The sequence below is a fragment of the Polaromonas sp. P1_A2 genome (genome assembly GCF_056406895.1).
On record NZ_JBFTZI010000003.1, the window covers coordinates 645,622 to 661,716 of the forward strand.

18 protein-coding genes and 1 tRNA gene are annotated in these 16,095 nt (G+C 63.0%); 8 read left to right on the forward strand and 11 right to left on the reverse strand.

The features are described 5' to 3' along the window. Positions 1 to 96 precede the first annotated feature (96 nt). The 3 genes from prfA to grxD all read left to right on the forward strand — a co-directional run bounded on the left by prfA (position 97) and on the right by grxD (position 2,561). Positions 97 to 1,218: a peptide chain release factor 1 gene (prfA, locus tag AC1D09_RS15065; protein ID WP_477661096.1), complete on the forward strand. Its 1,122-nt coding sequence runs from the start codon at positions 97 to 99 to the stop codon at positions 1,216 to 1,218. Positions 1,219 to 1,230: 12 nt separating this feature from the next. After that, a complete protein-coding gene (prmC, locus tag AC1D09_RS15070) occupies positions 1,231 to 2,085 on the forward strand; it encodes a peptide chain release factor N(5)-glutamine methyltransferase (protein ID WP_477661095.1) in 855 nt (284 codons plus the stop codon). A 146-nt stretch (positions 2,086 to 2,231) separates the two neighbouring features. After that, positions 2,232 to 2,561 (forward strand): Grx4 family monothiol glutaredoxin, encoded by a 330-nt coding sequence (gene grxD / locus AC1D09_RS15075; protein ID WP_007868007.1) that lies wholly within the window; start codon positions 2,232 to 2,234, stop codon positions 2,559 to 2,561. A gap of 51 nt (positions 2,562 to 2,612) precedes the next feature. Here grxD and AC1D09_RS15080 read toward each other — a convergent pair whose 3' ends face one another. The 9 genes from AC1D09_RS15080 to AC1D09_RS15120 form a co-directional block, all read right to left on the reverse strand. Continuing rightward, the gene (locus AC1D09_RS15080; RefSeq protein ID WP_477661094.1) at positions 2,613 to 2,885 is read right to left on the reverse strand and encodes a hypothetical protein; all 273 of its coding nucleotides are present in this window, start codon (positions 2,883 to 2,885) and stop codon (positions 2,613 to 2,615) included. Positions 2,886 to 2,959: 74 nt separating this feature from the next. Continuing rightward, positions 2,960 to 3,175, reverse strand: a complete 216-nt coding sequence (locus AC1D09_RS15085; RefSeq protein WP_007868011.1) for a DNA gyrase inhibitor YacG — start codon at positions 3,173 to 3,175, stop codon at positions 2,960 to 2,962. A 61-nt stretch (positions 3,176 to 3,236) separates the two neighbouring features. After that, positions 3,237 to 3,992: a cell division protein ZapD gene (gene zapD, locus AC1D09_RS15090; protein WP_477661093.1), complete on the reverse strand. Its 756-nt coding sequence runs from the start codon at positions 3,990 to 3,992 to the stop codon at positions 3,237 to 3,239. A 45-nt stretch (positions 3,993 to 4,037) separates the two neighbouring features. After that, positions 4,038 to 4,649, reverse strand: coding sequence for a dephospho-CoA kinase (gene coaE, locus AC1D09_RS15095; protein ID WP_477661092.1), 612 nt, complete (start codon positions 4,647 to 4,649; stop codon positions 4,038 to 4,040). A 4-nt stretch (positions 4,650 to 4,653) separates the two neighbouring features. Then, on the reverse strand, positions 4,654 to 5,505 hold the full coding sequence (locus tag AC1D09_RS15100) for a prepilin peptidase (RefSeq protein ID WP_477661091.1): 852 nt from the start codon (positions 5,503 to 5,505) through the stop codon (positions 4,654 to 4,656). Then, positions 5,505 to 6,722 carry a type II secretion system F family protein gene (locus tag AC1D09_RS15105; protein WP_007868021.1) on the reverse strand — a complete coding sequence of 406 codons (1,218 nt, stop codon included), beginning with the start codon at positions 6,720 to 6,722 and terminating at the stop codon, positions 5,505 to 5,507. Before AC1D09_RS15105 ends, AC1D09_RS15100 begins: the two co-directional genes overlap by 1 nt. An 84-nt stretch (positions 6,723 to 6,806) precedes the next feature. Then, positions 6,807 to 8,540, reverse strand: a complete 1,734-nt coding sequence (gene pilB, locus AC1D09_RS15110) for a type IV-A pilus assembly ATPase PilB (RefSeq protein WP_477661090.1) — start codon at positions 8,538 to 8,540, stop codon at positions 6,807 to 6,809. A 133-nt stretch (positions 8,541 to 8,673) separates the two neighbouring features. Next, a tRNA-Pro gene (locus tag AC1D09_RS15115) sits at positions 8,674 to 8,750 on the reverse strand. 15 nt (positions 8,751 to 8,765) lie between these two features. Next, on the reverse strand, positions 8,766 to 9,749 hold the full coding sequence (locus tag AC1D09_RS15120) for a polyprenyl synthetase family protein (protein WP_477661089.1): 984 nt from the start codon (positions 9,747 to 9,749) through the stop codon (positions 8,766 to 8,768). 184 nt (positions 9,750 to 9,933) lie between these two features. On the opposite strand from AC1D09_RS15120, the gene rplU reads away from it, so the two are divergent. The 4 genes from rplU to proB all read left to right on the forward strand — a co-directional run bounded on the left by rplU (position 9,934) and on the right by proB (position 12,976). Next, positions 9,934 to 10,245 carry a 50S ribosomal protein L21 gene (gene rplU / locus AC1D09_RS15125; protein ID WP_007868028.1) on the forward strand — a complete coding sequence of 104 codons (312 nt, stop codon included), beginning with the start codon at positions 9,934 to 9,936 and terminating at the stop codon, positions 10,243 to 10,245. Between the two features lie 27 nt (positions 10,246 to 10,272). Further along, on the forward strand, positions 10,273 to 10,530 hold the full coding sequence (gene rpmA / locus AC1D09_RS15130) for a 50S ribosomal protein L27 (protein WP_007868030.1): 258 nt from the start codon (positions 10,273 to 10,275) through the stop codon (positions 10,528 to 10,530). 117 nt (positions 10,531 to 10,647) lie between these two features. Then, positions 10,648 to 11,733 carry an Obg family GTPase CgtA gene (gene cgtA, locus AC1D09_RS15135; protein ID WP_477661088.1) on the forward strand — a complete coding sequence of 362 codons (1,086 nt, stop codon included), beginning with the start codon at positions 10,648 to 10,650 and terminating at the stop codon, positions 11,731 to 11,733. A gap of 106 nt (positions 11,734 to 11,839) precedes the next feature. Continuing rightward, positions 11,840 to 12,976, forward strand: a complete 1,137-nt coding sequence (gene proB / locus AC1D09_RS15140; protein ID WP_477661087.1) for a glutamate 5-kinase — start codon at positions 11,840 to 11,842, stop codon at positions 12,974 to 12,976. A gap of 33 nt (positions 12,977 to 13,009) precedes the next feature. On the opposite strand, the gene AC1D09_RS15145 is transcribed toward proB, so the two are convergent. Then, complete coding sequence (locus AC1D09_RS15145; protein WP_477661086.1) at positions 13,010 to 13,531, reverse strand: CNP1-like family protein; 522 nt, start codon at positions 13,529 to 13,531, stop codon at positions 13,010 to 13,012. Beyond that, positions 13,528 to 14,229, reverse strand: a complete 702-nt coding sequence (locus tag AC1D09_RS15150; protein ID WP_477661085.1) for an RNA pyrophosphohydrolase — start codon at positions 14,227 to 14,229, stop codon at positions 13,528 to 13,530. The genes AC1D09_RS15145 and AC1D09_RS15150 overlap by 4 nt, the downstream gene beginning before the upstream one ends. 123 nt (positions 14,230 to 14,352) lie before the next feature. Between AC1D09_RS15150 and AC1D09_RS15155 the strand changes: the two genes are divergently transcribed. Continuing rightward, positions 14,353 to 16,095: a proline--tRNA ligase gene (locus tag AC1D09_RS15155; protein ID WP_477661084.1), complete on the forward strand. Its 1,743-nt coding sequence runs from the start codon at positions 14,353 to 14,355 to the stop codon at positions 16,093 to 16,095.

Consider the following 16,095-nt stretch of genomic DNA (forward strand, 5'->3'; position numbering starts at 1 on the left):
CTGCGCTAATGCCTCGCGCCGGCTGCCAGCCGGCAGCTTTATTGACGGCCTTGCGGCCTCCTCTTCGGCTCTTTCGGCTTTCCCGCCCCCACATCCATGAAACCCTTTCTTCGCCAAACCCTGGACCGCCAGCTTTTGCGGCTGCACGAGCTGGACGCGCTGCTGTCCGCCAGCGACGTGGTCAGCGACCTGGACCGTTTTCGCGCCCTGACCCGCGAACATGCCGAGGCCAGCGTGGTGGCCGAGCAGTACATGCGGCTGACCGGCCGCGAGGCCGACCTGGCCGGCGCCGAAAGCATGCTGGCCGAAGCCAAAGACGATCCCGAGATGGCCGCCATGGCCGAGGAAGAGATCGCCGCGGCCAAGGCCGACATCGCGCAGATCGACGAAGCCCTGCAGCTGATGCTGATTCCCAAGGACCCGGACGACGTGCGGCCGGCCTTTGTGGAAATCCGCGCGGGCACGGGCGGCGACGAGTCGGCGCTGTTTGCGGGCGACCTGTTCCGCATGTACACCCGCTTTGCCGAGCGCAACCGCTGGCAGGTCGAAATCATCAGCGAGTCGCCGAGCGAGCTGGGGGGCTACAAGGAGGTGGTGCTGCGCATCGAGGGCGCCGCCGACGCCATGGGCGTGGGCGTCTACGGCAAGCTGCGCTTTGAATCAGGCGGCCACCGCGTGCAACGCGTGCCCGCCACCGAAACCCAGGGCCGCATCCACACCAGCGCCTGCACCGTGGCCGTGATGCCCGAACCCGACGAGGCCGTGGCCATCCAGATCAACCCGGCCGACCTGCGCATAGACACCTACCGCGCCAGCGGCGCCGGCGGCCAGCACATCAACAAAACCGACTCGGCGGTGCGCATCACGCACATCCCGACCGGCATCGTCGCCGAATGCCAGGAGGGCCGCAGCCAGCACAGCAACAAGGCCCAGGCGCTCAAGGTGCTGACAGCGCGCATCCATGAAAAAGACCGCGCGGAGCGCGCCGCCAAGGACGCGGCCCTGCGCAAGGGCCTGGTCGGCACGGGCGACCGCAGCGACCGCATCCGCACCTACAACTTCCCGCAGGGGCGGCTGACCGACCACCGGATCAACCTGACGCTGTACAAGCTGCTGGCCATCATGGAAGGCGACCTGGGCGACGTGATCACCGCGCTGCAGGTGGCGCGCGGCGCCGAGCAGCTGGCCGAACTCGAAACCGCCAACAGCGCGCTCTGAGGCATCCCCGCCATGAACGCGCCCAACTGCGCCCAGGCCCTGGCCGCCGCCCAGACCCTGGGGCTGGACCGGCTGGACGCCCAGCTGCTGCTGCTGCACGCCCTGGGCAAGCCCGGCGACGCGCGGGCCTGGCTGCTGGCGCACGACACCGACGTGCTGCCGGAGCAGGCGGCGCAAGATTTCCGTGCCATGTGCCTGCGCCGGGTCGCCGGAGAGCCCCTGGCCTACATCGTCGGGGAAAAGGAGTTTTTCGGCCTGGCGCTGCGGGTGGATGCCCGTGTGCTGGTGCCACGGCCCGACACCGAAACCCTGGTGGAGTGGGCGCTCGAACGCCTGCGGGCACCCGGCGTGCCGGCGGCCCCCTCTGTGCTGGACCTGGGCACGGGCAGCGGCGCGATCGCGCTGGCCATCGCGCACAGCCTGCAGGCCGACGGCCGCCAGGGCAAGGTCGCGGCCGTGGATGCCAGCGCCGATGCGCTGGAGGTGGCCCGTGGCAATGCCGCGCGCCTGGGGCTGAAGCTGGACTTCATCCAAAGCCACTGGCTTGAGGAAGTTGGCGGACACTTTCATTTGATCGTCAGCAATCCGCCGTATATCGCCAGCACGGACCACCACCTGGAGGCCCTGGCCCACGAACCCCTGGCTGCGCTGGCCGCCGGCGCGGACGGGCTGGACGACATCCGCGAGATCGTCCAGCAGGCGCCCGGCCACCTGCTGCCGGGCGGCTGGCTGCTGCTGGAGCATGGTTACGACCAGGCCGAGGCGGTGTGCGCCCTGCTGGCCCAGGCCGGTTTTGACCAGGTTCAAAGCCGGCTGGACCTGGCCGGCATCGCGCGCTGCTCGGGTGGATTGTGGGCTGGCGGGTGAGCCGGCTACGCGGGATGCCAAACGGCGGGATAATCGGGCTGTTGAATTCTGCTTGCCAGATTCCATCTAACTAACATTGCCTGTCCCCGATCCGGGGCCGGGCACGGGCGCCAGGCCCTCCCAAGGATTCCCAAAGGATTTTCACCATGAGCAGCACAGACCCCACCCAGCAACGCATCGCCGAAATCGTCAAATCCAGCGATGTGGTCCTTTTCATGAAGGGCACGGCCCAGTTCCCCATGTGCGGTTTCTCCGGCCGCGCCATCCAGGTCCTCAAGGCCTGCGGCGTGAACAAGCCCGCCACGGTGAATGTGCTGGAGGACGAGGAAATTCGCCAGGGCATCAAGGAATTCAGCAACTGGCCCACCATCCCCCAGCTGTATGTGAAGGGCGAGTTCATAGGCGGCTCGGACATCATGATGGAGATGTACCAGAGCGGCGAACTCCAGCAGGTGCTGGGCACGCCGGCAGCCTGAAGGCATAGGCAGCCCCCTGCGGGCCGCCTCCCCTACCGGGTCAAATACCGGTCAGCGCGTGTAGCCCGAGCAGGCGCCCGCGTCCACACCGCCCTTGCATTCGCGCTTGAGGCGGGCGGTGCGCTGGGCGGGCGTTTCGCCGGAGCCATTGATGAATTTGGCCTTGCCGCCCGTCGCGGATTTGGCCGCGGCTTTTTTGGATTTGGACTTGGCGGGCTTGTCGCCCTCCGGCGCCGGCTGGGTTTGCGCCCGGGCCTGGCTTGCCGCCAGGGCGGCCACCATGATCGCGGCCAGGAATGGCGCCATCAAAGACTTCTTGCTCATTTTTCGCTCCCTCTCTTTTTTTGCTTTTTTGCTCTCTCACGAAACGCGGGTGACACCGCGTGCCTCGGCAAATTTTATTGCAGCTTGGGATCACCGAAAACTTCGTCATCGGGCGGTGTATCAGCCGGCAGGCGGAAACCCTCGCTGGCCCAGGCGCCCAAGTCTATGTTTTTGCAGCGCTCGCTGCAAAAGGGGCGAAACGGGTTGCTGGGCGCATAAACACTTTCACCGCCGCAGCCGGGGCATACGACCAGTTTGACGGGTGGGGATTCTTTTTTCATCGCAGGCATGTTTCAGGACAAGTCTGGGGAACCATCGGGCAATGCGGCCTATGGTTGGCAAGGCCCCGGGTCAGGAACAGAGCGTCAGTTCAAACGCCGAATCTTCGGTGCTGGCGTGCAGCCGGTCGTCGTCACCGTGGCGCATGAGGCGCACCGACACAATCAGGCGATTGCCGCTGATTTCGGGGATCAGCCCTAGGGTGGGATCTATCCGCAGGCGCAGGAGCTGGAAGGTGCGCCCTTGCGGCAGCGTCTGTTGGTATTGGCCGCCCGGCGCCACCACTTTTTGCGGCGCCCCGGAGTCGCGCAGCAAGGTCAGCAGCACGCGTATGGACTCGGCCAGGGGCACCAGCGGGGTGATCCAGCGCTGCAAGTCCTGCTTGCGTACCTCGGTCTGCAGGTGCTGCCATGCGTAATAGGCCGGCAGGTCAAATTCGCAGGTGCCGCCCGGAATGCCGACGCGGCTGCGGATGCTCATGAGCCAGTCGTTTTCGGTCAGCGATTGGCCGGCCTTGCCGGGCAGGCTGTTCAGGGCGGAAAAGCAGCTTTCGAGCTGGCCGGTCACCTCGTCAAGAACGGCCTCCGAAATGGCAGGGTTGCCGCGATAGCCGTTGAGTACGTGTTTCTGTTTCTCAAGGTCCTTAAGCACATCGGTCTTGAGGTCGGCCCGGGCGCCCACGTCCATGATTTCAAAGATGGTCGTGATGGCGTAGTGGTGGTCCGTCGGGCTGTCCCGTTCCACCAGTTCGCCAAGGCGGCGGAACAGGTGTTCAAGTCGCAAATACGTGCGTATGCGTTCGTGAAAAGGGTACTCGTAAAGGATCACAGCGCTATGTTTTCGTCGGCATCAATGAGGAGGTTTGTTTGCGCATCATAGCCCGAAGCGCGCGGCAAGCCGCCGCACCTCGGCGTCCAGGGCCTCCAGCGGCAAGCCATCATTGTGCAGGCATATGTCGGCGGCCGACAGGCGCTGCGCGCGGCTGGCCTGGCCGGCAATGACTTTTTCCACCGCCTCCCGGGGCCAGCCGTTGCGGGACATCACCCGGCTGACCTGCGTGGTTTCGCCGCAGTCCACGACCAGCACCCGGTCCAACTGCTGCCGCCAGCGGCCGGATTCGACTAACAGGGGGACGTCGAACACCACGCAGGCGCAGCCGGCGGCGGCGGCCTGCTCGTATTGCCGCAAGGTCTCCCGGCTGACCAGGGGGTGGACAATGGACTCCAGCCGCCGCCTGGCGGACGGATCGTCAAAGGCCAGCTGGCGCATCCGGTCCCGGTCCATGGCGCCTTCGGCCGTGACCATCTGGGCGCCGAACTGCGCGGCGATCTCCTTGACGGCAGCGCCGCCGGCCGCCGTGACCGCGCGGGAGATTGCGTCGGCATCCACCAGCGCCGCACCGCAAGCTACCAGGGTGCGGGCAACCGTGCTTTTTCCGCTGCCTATGCCGCCGGTCAGTCCGATGCGCAAAGCTGCACGGCGCATGGCATCACAGGCCGATAAACCGCAGGATGGATTGGGGCCCGAAGAGCATGGCCGTGAAGCCCGCCCCAGCCAGGAACGGGCCGAAAGGCACATAGCCGCCTTCACGCAATCCGCTGGAAAACTTCATCACGATGCCAACGACAGCGCCAATCACGGAAGCCATCAGGATCATGGGCACCAGCGCCGGCCAACCGAACCAGGCGCCGAGCGCGGCGAAAAGCTTGAAGTCGCCGTAGCCCATGCCTTCCTTGCCGGTCGCAAGTTTGAAGGCCCAGTACACCAGCCACAGACTGAGATACCCGGCCACAGCTCCCCACAAGGCCGTCGGCAGGTTGACCGACGGGTTCCACTGCAGGGCGGCGGCGATCAGGCCGGCCCATAGCAAAGGCAAGGTGATGTCGTCCGGCAGCAGTGTGGTGTCCCAGTCGATGACGGCAAGGGTCAGCAGCGCGGCGGAAAAACCGCACCAGGCCAGGGCGGTCAGCGACCAGCCCCAGCGCGACACGCAAAAGAAGAAGAGCGCGCCCGTCACCGCTTCCACCATGGGATAGCGCAAGCCGTAGGGCGTGCCGCACACCGAGCATTTGCCTCGAAGGAACAGGTAACTGGCGACCGGAATGTTTTCATACCAGCGTATGACATGGCCGCAGCTGGAGCAGCGCGAACGCGGCACCAGCAAATTGAATTTTTCGGTGGGCTCCTGGGGCGTTTCGCTCAGTTCGGCGCATTCCCGTGCCCACTGCCGCTCCATGATTTTGGGCAGGCGGTAGATGACGACGTTGAGAAAACTGCCGATCAGAAGGCCCAGAAAACCGGCCAGCAAAGCATCGAACGCCGGCCCCAGACCGATCCCCATCAAACGACTTGACCCAGCTTGAAAATAGGCAGATACATGGAGACCACAATGCCGCCAATCAGGGTGCCCAGGAACACAATGATGATGGGCTCCATCAGGCTGGAAAGGCCCGCCACCATTTCATCGACCTCAGCCTCGTAAAAGTCGGCGGCCTTGCCCAGCATGTGGTCGATGGAGCCGGATTCTTCGCCGATCGAGCACATCTGCAGCACCATGGACGGAAACAAATTGGCATTCGTCATGGCCGCCGTCAGGCTGGTACCGGTGGAAACTTCCTGCTGGATTTTCTCGGTGGCATCGGCAAACAGCGAATTGCCGGAAGCACCGCCGACGGAATCCAGCGCCTCCACCAGCGGCACGCCTGCGGCGAACATGGTCGAAAGCGTGCGGGTCCAGCGGGCGATACAGGATTTTTCGATCAGGGCGCCGAAGACGGGAATCTTGAGCAAAACCCTGTCCATGAACTTCTGCATTTTCTCGTTACGCTTCCAGGCCTGGAAGAAGAAGTAAAGCCCACCGCCTATGCCGCCGAAAATCAGCCACCAGTAAGCCACAAAAAACTCGCTGATCGCAATAACGATCAGCGTGGGCGCCGGCAAATCCGCGCCGAATGAGGAAAACACGGTTTTGAACGCCGGAATCACAAAAATCATGATGACGGCCACCACCACAAAGGCCACCACCACCACGGAGATGGGGTACATCAGGGCCGACTTGATCTTGGACTTGATGGCCTCGGTTTTTTCCATGTAGGTCGCAAGGCGGTCCAGCAGGGATTCCAGGATACCGGCGGCCTCGCCGGCCTCGACCAGGTTGCAATAGAGCGCATTGAAATACAGCGGGTATTTGCGAAACGCGGCGCTCAGGGAGGTGCCCGTTTCCACGTCTGTGCGCACATCATTGAGCAGCTTGGTGACGCTGGCGTTGGGATTGCCGCGGCCCACGATGTCAAACGACTGCAGCAGTGGTACGCCGGCCTTCATCATGGTGGCCAGCTGGCGGGTAAAAATGGCAATGTCCTTGGGGGCAATGGCCTTGCCTGAGCGCATCTTGCGCTTCTTGATTTTGGTGGGCAAGACGCCCTGGCGGCGCAGCGAGGACTTGACCTGATTTTCGCCAGCGGCCCGGATTTCTCCGCGGACCTGCTTGCCGCCACGGTCCTTGCCTTCCCATTCGAAGACAAATTCCTTGATGCCCTTGGATACTGCAGTTGCCATGATGCTTTCTCGTTGTATCGACAGTCTCAGACCGCCCTGTCGCCACGGTCACACCGCCGGGTGGCGGCGTTTGAACGCAGCTGCTTAAACATTGGTGCAGCCCAGAATTTCTTCCAGCGAAGTCATGCCGAGCTTGACTTTGGACAACCCCGACGCGCGCAAGCTTTTGACTCCCTCCGCCTCCGCCTGGGCCGCGATTTCCAGGGCGCTGCCGTCGCGAAGGACGATACGCTGAATCTCTTCGGAAATGGGCATAACCTGATAAACACCGACGCGGCCTTTGTAACCATTCGTACACATGGAGCAACCGACCGGCCGGTAAGGCGTCCAGGAGCCGTCCACATCGTCTTCGGTGAAACCCGCGTCCAGCAGGGTCTCGCGCGGGATGTCCGCAGGGGCTTTGCAGTTGGGGCACAGGCGCCGCGCCAGCCGCTGCGCGGTGATCAGAATCACGCTGGAAGCGATGTTGAAGGGTGCAATGCCCATGTTGCGCATACGCGTCAGTGTGGTCGGCGCATCGTTGGTGTGCAGCGTCGACATGACCATGTGGCCGGTCTGCGCGGCCTTGATCGCGATATCGGCGGTTTCGAGGTCCCGGATCTCACCGACCATGATGATGTCGGGATCCTGCCGCAGGAATGCCTTGAGCGCGACCGAAAAGGTCATGCCCGCCTTGTCGTTCATGCTGACCTGGTTGACGCCCGGCAAGGTGATTTCGGCGGGATCTTCGGCCGTCGCGATGTTGACACCGGGCTTGTTGAGGATGTTCAGGCAGGTGTAGAGCGAAACGGTCTTGCCCGAACCGGTGGGACCGGTCACGAGAACCATGCCGTACGGCCTCTGGATGGCGTGCAGCAGGCGCTCCTTCTCCGCGGGCTCATAGCCCAGGGCATCAATGCCCAGCTTGGCGCTGCTCGGGTCAAGAATACGGATGACGATTTTTTCGCCATACATGGTGGGCAGGGTGCTGACCCGGAAGTCGATGACGCGGTCCGGGCCGATTTTGAGCTTCATCTTGCCGTCTTGCGGCACACGCTTTTCGGAGATGTCGAGCTTGGAGATGACCTTGATGCGCGCAGCCAGCTTCTCCTTGATGGCCACGGGCGGCGAGGCGATTTCGCGCAATTCGCCGTCAACACGAAAACGCACGCGATAAGTGTGCTCAAACGGCTCGAAATGCAGATCGGAAGCCCGCATGCTGAAGGCATCGAGCAGCATTTTCTGCAGGAATTTGACAACCGGGGCATCTTCGACCTCGGAGACGCTGGCCTCGCTGTCCTCGGCCGTCGCGTCGGTGCTGGATTCGTCAAACTCGAAATCGTCGCCGATGATGCTTTCCATTGCCTCGGTCGCGGAGGTGTTGGAAGCCTCCACCAGCTTGGAAAGCTTGTCGTATTCGGCGATCACCCAGTCCACCCCCATCTGGGTGGAGAACTTGATTTTTTCCGCAGCCTCCTGATCGGACGGGTCGGCCGTCGCGACGATCAAACGGTTGTTGCGCTTGCTCAGGACAACAATGCGGTAGGTGGTGCAGATCTTGGGATCAAGCAGGCCCTTGGGCAAACGCTGGGCGTCAATGGCTTCCAGATCCAGCAAGGGCGCGGCAAAAGCCGTGGACATGGTATGAGCCAGGTCGAACGCGGAAACTGCGCCAGACCCCGTCAACTCGGCGATAAAGCTGGTGCGTCCGCTTTGGGCCTTGCGAAAAATGTCTTCGGCGGCCTTTTGACCCAGTTTTCCCGCCACCACCAGGGCCCGCCCCAGGCCGGGCAAGGCCATGGAAGGCGATTGGTTGATTGCGGTGTCGACAGCGGCCATGGTTCTCGGGTTTAGCTCAAATATGTATCATCGCTTATAGATTCCCGGGTGTAAATCGAAAACACCCTGACCGCCCCGGGCGGCGTTGGAACTATGCGAAGAAACGCACACTTAAGAAGAAAGAACACAGGCCTGGTCGGGGTGAGAGGATTCGAACCTCCGGCCTCTACGTCCCGAACGTAGCGCTCTACCAGGCTAAGCTACACCCCGCCGTCATACAAACAATCAGGAACGCCTCTCCAGCAATTGGGAGGCCAGCTGCGTCAAGGCATTACTGTAAATGTTTTGCGGCAACATCTGCAAGGCATTCAGCGCACGCTGGGCCTCCAGGGCCGCGGCATCCCGGGTTGCCGTTAAGGCGCCCGTATGGTGCACGATCTCGATGATCCGCGCCATCTGATCGGTCCCGCCGGTTTCAATGGCCCGCCGGATGGTGGCTCGCTCCGCCTCGCTGCCGCGCTGCATCGCAATGATCAAGGGAAGGGTTGCCTTGCCTTCCCGCAGGTCATCTCCCAGATTTTTCCCCATTTCCGACACATCGCCGTCGTAATCAAGCACGTCGTCGATCACCTGGAATGCCGTACCCAGCGCCTGCCCGTAGTCGGCGCAGCTTTGCTCGATAGCGGGCGACGACTGCGCCAGCAAGGCTGCCAGGCGGGCGCTTGCCTCGAACAGCTTGGCCGTTTTGGAGCGGATCACCCTGAGATAGCCCTCCTCGGACAGCGCCGCGTCATGCATATTCATGAGCTGCAGCACCTCGCCTTCCGCAATCACATTGGTGGCTTCGGCCAGGGTTTGCATGACGCGCATGTCCCCGGCCTCCACCATCATCTGAAAAGCCCGGGAGTACAGAAAATCGCCGACCAGCACGCTCGCCGGGTTGCCAAAGGCCTCGTTGGCGGTCGCGCGGCCGCGGCGCAAGGTGGATTCATCCACCACGTCGTCATGCAGCAGGGTCGCCGTGTGGATGAACTCCACGACAGCCGCGAGGTTGTAACGCTGGTCCCCCTGGTAGCCCAGCGCGCCGCACATCAGCAGCAAAAGGGCGGGGCGTAGCCGCTTTCCGCCGGCCGCCACGATGTAGCTGGAAACCTGGCTGACCAGCGGCACCTCGGACTTCAGTCGGCGCTCGATCACCATGTCCATCCCGCGCATGTCGTCGGCAATCAGGGCGAGGGCGGCGGCGGTGCTTGAAGAATTGGCAGACAAAAGGCGATCCAGACGTTAAGTTTGGCCGATTATAGGAAGCCGCCCTACCCGCCCCGGCCCGGCCGGCCCGGTAAACCAGCCTAAAAACCCGCAAAACCGCCCCGCTGGCCAATTCCGGCCTGCCATGCTAGAATAGCCGGCTCTGCGGAAATCCGTCTGCAGAACTCAATTTACGAGGTCTTACATGTACGCGGTCATAAAAACCGGTGGCAAACAATACAAGGTTGCTACCGGAGAAAAAATTAAAGTAGAACAGATTGCTGCGGACGTAGGCCAAGAGATCGTTATTGACCAGGTATTGGCTGTCGGCACCGGCAGCTCGATCACGGTTGGTACGCCCTTGGTGTCCGGCGCCACTGTTACAGTCACTGTCCTTTCGCAAGGTAGGCACGACAAGGTTCGCATTTTCAAAATGCGCCGTCGCAAGCACTACCAAAAGCGCCAGGGCCACCGGCAAAACTACACGGAACTGCAAATCGGCGCCATCGCCGGCTGAGCAGGGACGTACCAGGAGTAACGAAAAATGGCACAGAAAAAAGGCGGCGGCTCTACGCGAAACGGGCGTGATTCACAGCCCAAAATGCTGGGCGTCAAGAAATTTGGCGGTGAAGTCATCAACGCAGGCAGCATCATCGTGCGCCAGCGCGGCACCAAGTTCCATCCAGGCGTCAATGTCGGCATCGGCAAGGACCACACCCTGTTTGCACTGGTCGACGGTTCGGTCTCGTTTTCCGTCAAGGGCGCGCTGAACAAGCACACCGTGGACGTGACCCCGGCGTAAGCTGATCACTTCGATAAGTCACTTCGACTGAAACGAAGCCCCGACCTGTCGGGGCTTTTTTGTTTGTAAACTTGATCCGGCTCCCACCGTCCCTGTTTTAACCGCGGCACTCCCATCATGAAATTTGTTGACGAAGCCTTTATTGACATTGCCGCAGGCGATGGCGGGAGTGGCTGCGTCTCGTTCAGCCACGAAAAATACAAAGAATTCGGCGGCCCCAACGGTGGCGACGGCGGGCGCGGCGGCCATGTGTACGCGGTGGCCGACATCAACCTGAACACCCTGGTGGACTTCCGGTTTTCGCGCCGCCACGAGGCCCGCAACGGACAGCACGGCATGGGCTCGGACATGTTCGGCGCCAAGGGCGACGACATCATCCTCAAGATGCCGGTGGGCACCATCCTGACCGACGCCGAGACCGGCGAGGTTCTCTTTGAGCTGCTGGTTCCCGGCGAACAGGTCCTGATCGCCAAAGGCGGCGACGGCGGTTTCGGCAACCTGCGTTTCAAGAGCTCGACCAACCGCGCGCCGCGCAGCAAGACGCCCGGCTGGCCCGGCGAGCGCAAAAGCCTCAAGCTGGAACTCAAGGTTCTGGCGGACGTCGGCCTGCTCGGCATGCCCAATGCCGGCAAGTCCACCTTCATCTCGGCGGTCTCCAATGCCCGCCCCCGCATCGCCGACTACCCTTTCACCACACTTCACCCCAACCTGGGCGTGGTGCGGGTGGGCCCCGAGCAAAGTTTTGTGGTGGCCGACCTGCCCGGCCTGATCGAAGGCGCTTCCGAAGGCGCGGGCCTGGGCCATCTCTTCCTGCGGCACCTGCAGCGCACCCGCCTGCTGCTGCACATCGTGGACCTGGCGCCCTTCGACGAGGGCGTGGACCCGGTGGCGCAGGCCAAGGCCATCGTCGGCGAGCTCAAGAAATACGACGAAGCGCTGTATGAAAAGCCACGCTGGCTGGTTCTCAACAAACTGGACATGGTGGACGGCGACAAGCGCGCCGCCATCGTCAAGGATTTCGTCAAGCGTTTCAAATTCAAGGGCCCGGTGTTCGAGATTTCGGCGCTGACGCGCGAGGGCTGCGAGCACCTGATCAAGACGATCTACCAGCACGTCAAGCAGGTTCAGAAAAGCGAACAACCCGTGGAAGAAATCGACCCGCGCTTTGCCCCGCTGCCCCCTGAACCGCCGGAATCGTCCTGACCCCTCGTTTCCGGCACCCAGGCAGGTGCAGGGCTGCACTTGCCACCCAACAACAATCGCTGCTGACGCCCGTATCGACGGGACCGCAGCCCGAGAAGTACAGAACATGCAAGACAAACCCGGCTCCACCGTCCTGCGCAACGCCAGACGCATTGTGGTCAAGGTGGGTTCCAGCCTGGTCACCAATGAGGGCCGCGGGCTGGATGCGACCGCTATCGGCCAATGGTGCGAACAGCTGGCGGCCCTCGTCAAGGACGGGCGCGAGGTGATCATGGTGAGCAGCGGCGCCATTGCCGAGGGCATGAAACGCCTGAACTGGAGCAGCCGCCCCAAGGCCATCCATGAACTGCAGGCGGCAGCCGCGGTGGGCCAGATGGGCCTGGTCCAGGTCTACGAGACCAAACTGCGCGAAAACGGCATAGGCAGCGCACAGGTCCTGCTCACGCATGCCGACCTGGCCGACCGCGAGCGCTACATCAACGCCCGCTCTACCCTGCTGGCCCTGCTGCAGCTGGGCGTCGTGCCCGTCATCAACGAAAACGACACGGTGGTCAACGACGAAATCAAGTTCGGCGACAACGACACGCTGGGCGCATTGGTGGCCAATCTGGTGGAAGCCGACGCACTGGTCATCCTCACGGACCAGAAGGGCCTGTACACCGCCGACCCGCGCAAGGACCCGGCGGCGCAGTTTGTGCACGAAGCCAAAGCCGGCGACCCGGCGCTGGAAGCCATGGCGGGGGGCGCTGGCTCCAGCATCGGCAAGGGCGGCATGATCACCAAGATACTGGCCGCCAAGCGAGCGGCGGGATCGGGCGCCTCCACCGTGATTGCCTGGGGCCGTGAGCCGCAGGCGCTGATCCGGCTGGTACAGGGCGAGCCCATAGGCACCCTGCTGGTGGCGCAGACCCAGAAACTGCAGGCGCGCAAGCAATGGATGGCCGATCACCTTCAGATGCGCGGCTCGGTCACCGTGGACGCGGGCGCGGTGGTCAAGGTACAGGGCGAGGGCAAAAGCCTGCTGCCCATAGGCATGACGGCGGTCCAGGGTGAGTTTTCGCGCGGCGACGTCATCGCCATACGTAGCCCCGAAGGCACGGAGATCGCGCGCGGACTCGCCAACTACTCCAGCGCCGAAGCCCGGCTGATCTGCCGCAAGGCCTCTACCGAATTCGAGAGGCTGCTGGGGTATACGGGTGAACCCGAAATGGTTCACCGCACCAACCTCGTATTGACCCGCTAATCCCTCTTGGGTGTTCAGCGGGGGCCGGCCGGCTTATTCAACCATCCTGAAGTTCTGGTTCTTCAGGCGCCTGACCAGCGTATCAACCGAAGTCGCGGGCGCCGCGCTGTCGCAGGCGCCGGCCCGGGCGAAGCGCAGTGCATGTTTGGACGGCATGTTTTCAAACATTGAACGCCATTCCGGCTTGCTCACATGGGTCCACTTTCCGTCCGATGAATAGCGGGCATAGGTCTTGAATTCGCCGGTCGTGCAGCGTATGCCTTCGTACATCACATTGCTGGCTCCGCTGGCATTTGAAGCCACCATGACATAGCGCACGATCCCGTCTTTCTGGGAGATGCTGATGGTCGCCGGGTCCACGCCATAGACCAGCTGGGAATTGGGCGAGACCTCGAGTGTGATCAGCTTCTTGACGTCGAACGCCGGTGGCGGCGGCGTCTCGATTTCCTTCCAGTCGGCGGGGTCCTCGAACGCGTATACCTGGGCTTGCGCCGGACCCGAGGCGTTAAGCGCCATCAGGAAGAACGTGGCCAGAAAGGCCGATTTGAATTTCATGGTTTTGTGTTGGTGGGATCCGCGCCCAGGCTGGTTTGCGGATCAGGTTCAAAGGTGGCGCCCGGCGGCAATTCAAAAGAGGCGCCCGGCCTGATCTGGGCGTGAAAAGACTCGCCCGGGGCGTGGAATCCGGCGTCGCCGGACGGGCCCGCGTGGTCGCGCTGGTGCAGGCCGCCGCGCAGGTAGCGGTTGCGATGATCGGGACGCGGCTCGGCCCGGTTGTCCACGCGCGGGACAAACCTGGCGAGCTCAGTCAACGCCATTTCATAGACACCGCGCTTGAATTCGACCACCACGTCCAGCGGCACCCAGTAGTCGTTCCAGCGCCAGGCATCGAATTCGGGATGGTCGGTGGCGCGCAGGTTCAAGTCCCAGTCGTGGCCAACCAGTTGAAGGAGAAACCAGATTTGCTTCTGGCCTTTGTAATGTCCGCGCGCATCCCGGCGGATGAACCGGTCAGGCACCTCATAGCGCAACCAGTCTCGGGTTCGGGCCAGCACATTCACATGCTGCGGCAACAGCCCCACTTCTTCATGCAACTCGCGGTACATGGCCTGCTCGGGATTTTCGCCCCGATCAATGCCACCCTGCGGAAACTGCCACGAGTGGGTACGGATACGTTTGCCCCAAAATACCTGACTTCTCTGGTTGAGCAAGATGATGCCGACGTTGGGCCTAAAGCCGTCCCGGTCAAGCATAATCAAACCTCAAATTTTTTAAACTGAGTCCATTATGCACAGCGAAGGCCCCAGCGCCAAGCGCACGGCGGGCTGCAGCACCTTTTCCCCCATTTCCAACCCCGGAATCCCCGAAAACCGCCCATGAAAGCCTCCCAGTTCTTCATTTCCACCCTCAAGGAAGCCCCTGCCGACGCGGAAGTCGTCAGCCACCAGCTCATGATGCGGGCCGGCATGATCAAGAAACTGGGCGCCGGCGTTTACAACTACATGCCCATGGGCCTGCGCGTAATCCGCAAGGTCGAAGCCATCGTGCGTGAGGAAATGAACCGCGCCGGCGCCGTGGAAATGACCATGCCGGTGATCCAGCCGGCCGAGCTCTGGCAGGAAACCGGCCGTTTTGAAAAAATGGGCCCCGAGCTGCTACGCATCAAGGACCGCCACGGCCGCGACTTCGTGGTCCAGCCGACCAGCGAAGAAGTCGTCACCGACGTGATGCGCCAGGACATCAAGAGCTACAAGCAGCTGCCCAAGAACCTGTACCAGATCCAGACCAAGTTCCGCGACGAACGCCGGCCGCGCTTTGGCCTGATGCGCGGGCGCGAGTTCATCATGAAGGACGCCTACAGCTTCGACCGCGACCAGGCCGGCGCCAAGGCCAGCTACCAGGCCATGGCGGCCGCCTACCGCAGGATTTTTGACCGCTTCGGCCTGAGCTACCGGGCGGTGGCCGCCGACAGCGGCGCCATAGGCGGCGACCTCAGCGAGGAATTCCAGGTGATCGCCGCGACAGGCGAGGACGCCATCGTCTACTGCCCCGGCAGCGACTATGCCGCCAACATGGAAAAAGCCGAGGCGTTGCCGCCCCAGGGCGCGCGCAAGCCGGCATCGCAGGCCATGGCCAAAACACCGACCCCGGGCAAGGCCACCTGCGCCGACGTGGCCGAGCTGCTGGGCATCCCGCTGAACACCACCGTCAAGTCGCTGGTGCTGGCCACCGACGAACTCGACGAGGCGGGCAAGCCCGTCAAATCACAGGTCTGGCTGCTGCTGCTGCGCGGCGACCACGACATGAACGAAGTCAAGGTCGGAAAGGTGCCGGGCCTGGCGGATTTCCGCTTCGCGACCCTGCCCGAGATCGAGGACCATTTCGGCTGCAAGCCGGGTTACCTCGGCCCGCTGAACCTGAAAAAGCCCGTCAAGCTGGTGGTGGACCGCGAAGCCGCGGCACTCGCCGACTGGGTGTGCGGCGCCAATGAAGTCGATTTCCACATGACTGGCGTCAACTGGGGCCGCGACCTACCCGAACCCGAGCTGGTGTTGGACCTGCGAAACGTGGTGGCCGGCGACCCGTCGCCGGACGGCAAAGGCGCACTGGCCATAGAGCGCGGCATCGAGATCGGCCATGTGTTCTACCTCGGCACCAAATACAGCCGGGCCATGAACGCCACCTTCCTGGGCGAGAACGGCAAGCCCCAGTTCATGGAGATGGGCTGCTACGGCATAGGCATCACGCGCCTGCCGGCCGCGGCCATCGAGCAGAACCACGACGAGCGCGGCATCATCTGGCCCGACGCCATCGCGCCTTTCACCGTGGTGCTGTGCCCCATCAGCCCCGACCGCTTCCCCGAGGTCGAAGCCGCCGCGAACAAACTGTATGGCGAGTTGCTCGCGGCCGGCGTGGACGTGATCCTGGATGACCGCGGCGAGCGGCCCGGCGCCATGTTCGCCGACTGGGAATTGATAGGCGTGCCGCACCGCGTCACCATAGGCGACCGCGGCCTCAAGGACGGCCAGCTTGAGTACCAGCACCGCCGCGATGCGGCTTCCAGCAAGATCGACGTGGCAACCGCCTTCGACTTCCTCAAGGGAAAGCTGGCGCTTTGA